This is a genomic window from Pseudomonas sp. RP-B7 (genome assembly GCF_059803535.1).
The window spans coordinates 92,843-99,018 of sequence record NZ_JAPFHC010000023.1; the positions used below are offsets into that span (position 1 = coordinate 92,843).

The window sequence follows — 6,176 nt, forward strand, 5'->3', positions numbered from 1 at the left end:
TCAGCTCACCGTCAGGATCGGGCTACCCAACCGCTCCAACAACGTCGCCTGCGCACTGCGCGGGTTCTGGTTGCCGGTTGGCGTGTTGCGCACGTAGCGCCCGTCCGATTGCAGGCTCCAGCTGTGGGTGTTGTCGGTCAGGTAGCTTTCCAGCTCCTTCTTGACGCGCATGATCAGCTTCTTGCCTTCTACCGGGAAGCAAGTCTCCACACGCTTGTCGAGGTTGCGCTCCATCCAGTCGGCGCTGGAGAGGAACATCTGCTCTTCGCCGCCATTGAGGAAATAGAACACCCGCGTGTGCTCCAGGAAGCGGCCGATGATCGAGCGCACGTGGATATTGTGCGATACGCCGACAATCCCCGGACGCAGGCAGCACATGCCGCGCACCACCAGGTCGATGCGTACGCCGGACTGGCTGGCCTTGTACAGCGCGCGGATGATCTTCGGATCGGTCAGCGAGTTGAACTTGGCAATGATGTGCGCCGGCTTGCCGTCGAGGGCGAACTGGGTTTCGCGGGCAATCATGTCGAGCATGCCCTTCTTGAGGGTGAACGGCGCGTGCAGCAGCTTTTTCATGCGCAGCGTCTTGCCCATACCGATCAACTGGCTGAACAACTTGCCGACGTCTTCGCACAGGGCGTCGTCGGAAGTCAGCAGGCTGTAGTCGGTGTAGAGCTTGGCGTTGCCGGCGTGGTAGTTGCCGGTGCCCAAGTGGGCGTAGCGCACAATCTCACCCGCTTCGCGGCGCAGGATCAGCATCATCTTGGCGTGGGTCTTGAAGCCGACCACGCCGTAGATCACCACCGCACCGGCCGCTTGCAGGCGGCTGGCCAGTTGCAGGTTGGACTCTTCGTCGAAGCGCGCCCGCAACTCGATCACCGCGGTGACTTCCTTGCCGTTGCGCGCAGCGTCGACCAGGGCGTCAACGATTTCCGAGTTGGCGCCGGAGCGGTACAGGGTCTGGCGTACGGCCAGAACGTGCGGGTCCTTGGCGGCCTGGCGCAGCAGGTCGACCACTGGGGTGAACGACTCGAACGGGTGCAGCAGCAGGATGTCCTGCTTGCTCACCACGCTGAAAATGTTCTCGCTGTTTTGCAGCAGTTTCGGGATCTGCGGGGTGAACGGCGTGTATTGCAGCTCCGGGTGGCTGTCCAGGCCGGTGATACTGAACAGGCGCGTCAGGTTCACCGGGCCGTTGACCTGATACAGCTCGGTCTCGCCCAGGTTGAACTGCTTGAGCAGGTAGTCCGACAGATGTTTCGGGCAGGTGTCGGCCACCTCCAGGCGCACCGCATCGCCGTAGCGCCGCGAGAACAGCTCGCCGCGCAGGGCACGGGCCAAGTCTTCGACGTCTTCGGAGTCCAGCGCCAGGTCGGCGTTGCGGGTCAGGCGGAACTGGTAGCAGCCTTTGACCTTCATGCCCTGGAACAGGTCATCGGCATGGGCATGGATCATCGACGACAGGAATACATAGTTATCGCCAGCGCCCCCCACCTCTTCCGGTACTTTGATGATCCGTGGCAGCAAGCGCGGCGCCGGGATGATCGCCAGGCCGGAATCGCGACCGAAGGCGTCGATACCTTCCAGCTCGACGATGAAGTTGAGGCTCTTGTTCACCAGCAACGGGAACGGGTGCGTAGGGTCGAGACCGATCGGGGTGATGATCGGCGCGATTTCGTCACGGAAGTAACGGCGCACCCAGGTCTTGATCTTGGTGGTCCAGTGGCGGCGACGGATGAAGCGGACCTGATGTTTCTCCAGTTCCGGCAGCAGGATGTCGTTGAGGATCGCGTACTGGCGGTCCACGTGGCCATGCACCAGCTCGCTGATGCGCGCCAGCGCTTGATGAGGTTGCAGGCCGTCGGCGCCGGCTTGTTCACGGGCGAAGGTGATCTGCTTCTTGAGGCCGGCGACGCGGATTTCGAAGAACTCGTCCAGGTTGCTGGAGAAGATCAGCAGGAACTTCAGGCGTTCCAGCAACGGGTAGGACTCATCCAGCGCCTGTTCCAGCACGCGGATGTTGAATTGCAGTTGTGACAGCTCGCGATGGATGTACAGGCTGCTGTCATCCAGGTTGGTCACCACCGCCACAGGCGCCGGGGCCGGTGTTTCGACCACCACGACAGGTGGGGCCGGCTCCAGCTCCGGCGGGGTCTCGGTGACAGGTTCAACCACCGGGTGAGCGTCTTTTACGGCAACTTCTGTGAGTCCTTCGGTATTCATCAAGTGTTCCTGTGAGGGCTATTGTTGCTCTCTAAGCAATTGGGCAGCGCGGGCGGCGAAGTAAGTCAGGATGCCATCAGCGCCGGCACGTTTAAAGGCAGTCAGGGATTCAAGGATCACCCCTTCACTCAACCAACCATTCTGGATCGCGGCCATGTGCATGGCGTATTCACCGCTGACCTGATAGACAAAGGTCGGCACTTTGAATTCCTCTTTGACCCGGTAAAGGATGTCCAGGTACGGCATGCCGGGCTTGACCATCACCATGTCGGCGCCTTCGGCCAGGTCGGCCGCCACTTCGTGCAGGGCTTCGTGGCTGTTGGCCGGGTCCATCTGGTACGAGGCCTTATTGGCCTTGCCCAGGTTCAGTGCCGAACCCACCGCATCGCGGAACGGGCCGTAATAGGCGCTGGCATACTTGGCCGAGTAGGCCATGATCCGCACATTGACGTGACCGGCCAGCTCCAGGGCTTCGCGGATCGCCTGGATGCGGCCGTCCATCATGTCCGACGGTGCAACCACCTGGGCACCGGCTGCGGCATGGGACAAGGCTTGCTTGACCAGCGCATCGACGGTGATGTCGTTCTGAACATAGCCGTCTTCGTCCAGAATGCCATCTTGGCCGTGGGTGGTGAACGGGTCCAGGGCAACGTCGGTGATCACGCCCAGCTCCGGGAAACGCTCGCGCAGGGCGCGGGTGGCGCGCTGGGCGATGCCCTGCGGGTTCCAGGCTTCGGCCGCGTCGAGAGATTTGAGCCCCGCCGGTGTGACCGGGAACAACGCCACCGCCGGAATCCCCAGCTCGACCCAACCCGCCGCCTCGATCAACAACTGATCGATGGTCAAGCGCTCCACGCCCGGCATCGACGCCACTGCTTCGCGCCGATTCTCGCCGTCGAGCACAAACACCGGCAGGATCAGATCATTCGTCGTCAGCACGTTTTCACGGACCAGACGGCGAGAAAAATCATCACGACGATTGCGACGCAGGCGGGTGGCGGGGAACAGGCGATTGGCAGGGGTAAAGCTCACGACAGACTCCTGAGCCCGCGTTTACGGGCGAGCGTTGCAGTTATAAGCGGGCATTATGACGAATGAATGACAGTTGTGCTTAACGGTGCGACCTGTAGCCGCATTCGTCATTTATGTAGGAATTGTTCACTTCAAGACACATCTCGATACTTTCATGAATGTTCACGAAGGCGTAGGCTGCGCGTTCATTTCGCCAGCACCCCAGACCATGCTTCAACAATTCCTGCATGACTTCGGCTACTTTGCGCTCTTCCTGGGCACCTTCTTTGAAGGTGAGACCATCCTTGTGCTCGCAGGCTTCCTGGCGTTCCGTGGGTACATGGACATCAATCTGGTGGTGGTCGTTGCCTTCTTCGGCAGCTATGCCGGCGACCAGTTGTGGTACTTCCTGGGGCGCAAGCACGGCCGCAAGCTGTTGGCGCGCAAGCCGCGCTGGCAATTGATGGGCGACAAAGCCCTGGAGCATATCCGCAAGCACCCGGACATCTGGGTACTGAGCTTCCGCTTCGTCTACGGCTTGCGCACGGTGATGCCCGTGGCGATCGGCCTTTCCGGTTATCCGCCGGTGCGTTACCTGATCCTCAACGGCATTGGCGCGGCGATCTGGGCGGCAGCGCTGGGCGCAGCGGCGTACCACTTCGGCGCGGTGCTCGAAGGCATGCTCGGCAGCGTCAAGAAGTACGAGCTGTGGGTGCTGGGCGCGCTGCTGGTGCTGGGCTTTGGCCTGTGGCTGCGCCGCCGGATCAAGAACGCGCGCATCGCCCGTCAAGCCTGCGCCGACGCCAAGGCCCGGCTCGCGGCCGAGCCGGCGGCGGTCGAGGCGTCTAAGACACCAGTCGAGTAAGCCGGCTTCTGCAACAGTAGAGGCCGATCACGCTGAGCAGGCTGTAACTCGCCAGGCCCAGCCAGCCCAGGTTGCTGGCCGGCCACAGCCCGACCTGCGGCGCCAGCCACACCAGCGGCACATTCAGCGCCAGCCGCGTCAGCTCAGCCTTCAGCGCCCACGGCCGGTCCTCCAGGGCCACGCCCAGGGTAAACAATCCCAGTGCCATGGCACTCCAGCCCAGAATCAACGCCGCGGTCGGCAGGCCTTCACCGAAATTCATCAGATAGCTGCCAAACCCCACATACGCGGCAAATTGCAGGGCGATGTACACCTGTTGGCGCACATCCAGCGGCACCTCGAATTTGCGGAACTGACTCAAGTCGTGCTTGGCCAACGGGTACCTGGCTTTCACGTCCGCCGGGCGCCAGCCGGTGCGCATGAACCAGATGCGCAATTTGTCCCACCACTTCTCGGTGCGCCGCGCATCACTCCACAGCTGGGCATAAAACTGCAGGTTGGCCCACAGTGGGTTCCAACTGGCCAGGGGCGTGGTCACGCCGAAAATCACCGGTTCGTTGTCGTCTTCTTCCTGGAAGGTGCCGAACAGCCGGTCCCAAATAATGAACACACCGCCGTAGTTGCGATCCATGTAGAGAGCGTTTTGTGCATGGTGCGCCCGATGATTGGACGGTGTGACGAAGAACCATTCGAACCAGCCAAGCTTGGGCACGTGGCGGGTATGCACCCAGAATTGGTACAGCAGGTTGAGCGACGCCACGCTGATAAACACCACCAGCGGCACGCCGACCACCGCCAGCGGCAGGTAGAAGATCCAGCTCAGCAGGAAACCGGTGCTGGTCTGGCGCAGGGCGGTGCTGAGGTTGTAGTCCTCACTCTGATGGTGCACCGAATGCGCGGCCCACAAAATATTGCGCTCGTGGCCCATGCGGTGCAGCCAGTAGTAGCAGAAGTCGTAGAACACGAAAGCGAATACCCAGGTCCAGGGGTTCTGGGCAGGCAATTCAAGCAGCGCCAAGTGTTTGAGGGCAAACGCGTAGGTGAGCAGCCCCACGCCTTTGGTCAGCAAGCCTGTGGTGGTGGACAGCACGCCGGTGCTGAGGCTGTTGATGGCGTCTGCCACCCGGTAATTGCGCGCGCCGCGCCAGCGGTCGGCAAGCAGCTCTACCACGATCAAGGCGATGAAAAACGGTACCGCGTAAGGCACGAAGTCCATGGGCTAGTCCGGTCTATTTTTGTTACATCTAGAGTAGGTGTAGCGCCGCGAGAGCCCATTGGCAACAGGTGACAAATTAGTAGACATTTAACGCCAAGACCCTAGGAGAAATGCCCATGAGCAAAAAAATTGCAGTGATCCTTTCCGGCTGCGGCGTGTACGACGGCGCCGAAATCCACGAAAGCGTGATCACCCTGCTGCGTCTGGACCAGCGCGGCGCTCAGGTCCAATGCTTTGCCCCGGACATTGCGCAACTGCACGTGATCAACCACCTCACCGGCGAAGAAATGCCCGAGTCGCGCAATGTACTGGTGGAGTCGGCACGTATCGCTCGCGGTGACGTGAAGGACATTGGCGAGGCCAACGCCGCCGACTTCGACGCGCTGATCGTGCCCGGAGGGTTTGGGGCGGCGAAAAACCTGTCGAACTTTGCCGTGGAAGGCGCCGGTTGCAGCGTCAACCCGCAGGTACTGGCGTTGGCCGAAGCCTTTGCCGAAGCGGGCAAGCCGGTAGGACTGATCTGCATCTCCCCGGCCCTGGCCGCGAAGATCTACGGCCCCGGCGTGACCTGCACCATCGGCAATTGCGCTGACACGGCAGCGGCCCTGGACAAGATGGGCGCCACCCACCAGGAATGCGCGGTGGACGACATCGTCGAGGACACGGCGCGCAGGCTGGTGAGCACACCGGCCTATATGGTGGGCAAAAGCATCAGCGAGGTGGCGTCGGGCATCAACAAGCTGGTAGACCGGGTGCTCGAGCTGACCCACGAAAACGACTGACCCTGTAGTGAGCGGGCTTGCCCCGGTACAAACCGGGGACATCGTTTACATATCTAACCGGGGACATGGTTTACAGGTT

5 protein-coding genes are annotated in these 6,176 nt (G+C 61.5%); 2 read left to right on the forward strand and 3 right to left on the reverse strand.

The window, feature by feature from the left end:
- The gene (gene ppk1 / locus OPU96_RS20150) at positions 1 to 2,223 is read right to left on the reverse strand and encodes a polyphosphate kinase 1 (protein ID WP_305391721.1); all 2,223 of its coding nucleotides are present in this window, start codon (positions 2,221 to 2,223) and stop codon (positions 1 to 3) included.
- A gap of 18 nt (positions 2,224 to 2,241) precedes the next feature.
- Entirely contained in the window at positions 2,242 to 3,255 is a 1,014-nt protein-coding gene (gene hemB, locus OPU96_RS20155; RefSeq protein WP_192297947.1) for a porphobilinogen synthase, read from the reverse strand.
- A 208-nt stretch (positions 3,256 to 3,463) separates the two neighbouring features.
- On the opposite strand from hemB, the gene OPU96_RS20160 reads away from it, so the two are divergent.
- Positions 3,464 to 4,099 carry a DedA family protein gene (locus OPU96_RS20160; protein WP_226454826.1) on the forward strand — a complete coding sequence of 212 codons (636 nt, stop codon included), beginning with the start codon at positions 3,464 to 3,466 and terminating at the stop codon, positions 4,097 to 4,099.
- On the opposite strand, the gene OPU96_RS20165 is transcribed toward OPU96_RS20160, so the two are convergent.
- The gene (locus tag OPU96_RS20165) at positions 4,080 to 5,315 is read right to left on the reverse strand and encodes a sterol desaturase family protein (RefSeq protein ID WP_463983673.1); all 1,236 of its coding nucleotides are present in this window, start codon (positions 5,313 to 5,315) and stop codon (positions 4,080 to 4,082) included. The genes OPU96_RS20160 and OPU96_RS20165 overlap by 20 nt on opposite strands.
- A 116-nt stretch (positions 5,316 to 5,431) precedes the next feature.
- Between OPU96_RS20165 and elbB the strand changes: the two genes are divergently transcribed.
- Positions 5,432 to 6,097: an isoprenoid biosynthesis glyoxalase ElbB gene (gene elbB, locus OPU96_RS20170; protein WP_226454636.1), complete on the forward strand. Its 666-nt coding sequence runs from the start codon at positions 5,432 to 5,434 to the stop codon at positions 6,095 to 6,097.
- The last annotated feature ends 79 nt before the right edge of the window (positions 6,098 to 6,176 follow it).

Excerpts from the sequence above, each read along its gene's own strand:
- OPU96_RS20160 (WP_226454826.1), top strand. The coding sequence starts at position 3,464 with ATGCTTCAACAATTCCTGCATGACTTCGGCTACTTTGCGCTCTTCCTG.
- ppk1 (WP_305391721.1), bottom strand. The coding sequence starts at position 2,223 with ATGAATACCGAAGGACTCACAGAAGTTGCCGTAAAAGACGCTCACCCG.
- elbB (WP_226454636.1), top strand. The coding sequence starts at position 5,432 with ATGAGCAAAAAAATTGCAGTGATCCTTTCCGGCTGCGGCGTGTACGAC.
- OPU96_RS20165 (WP_463983673.1), bottom strand. The coding sequence starts at position 5,315 with ATGGACTTCGTGCCTTACGCGGTACCGTTTTTCATCGCCTTGATCGTG.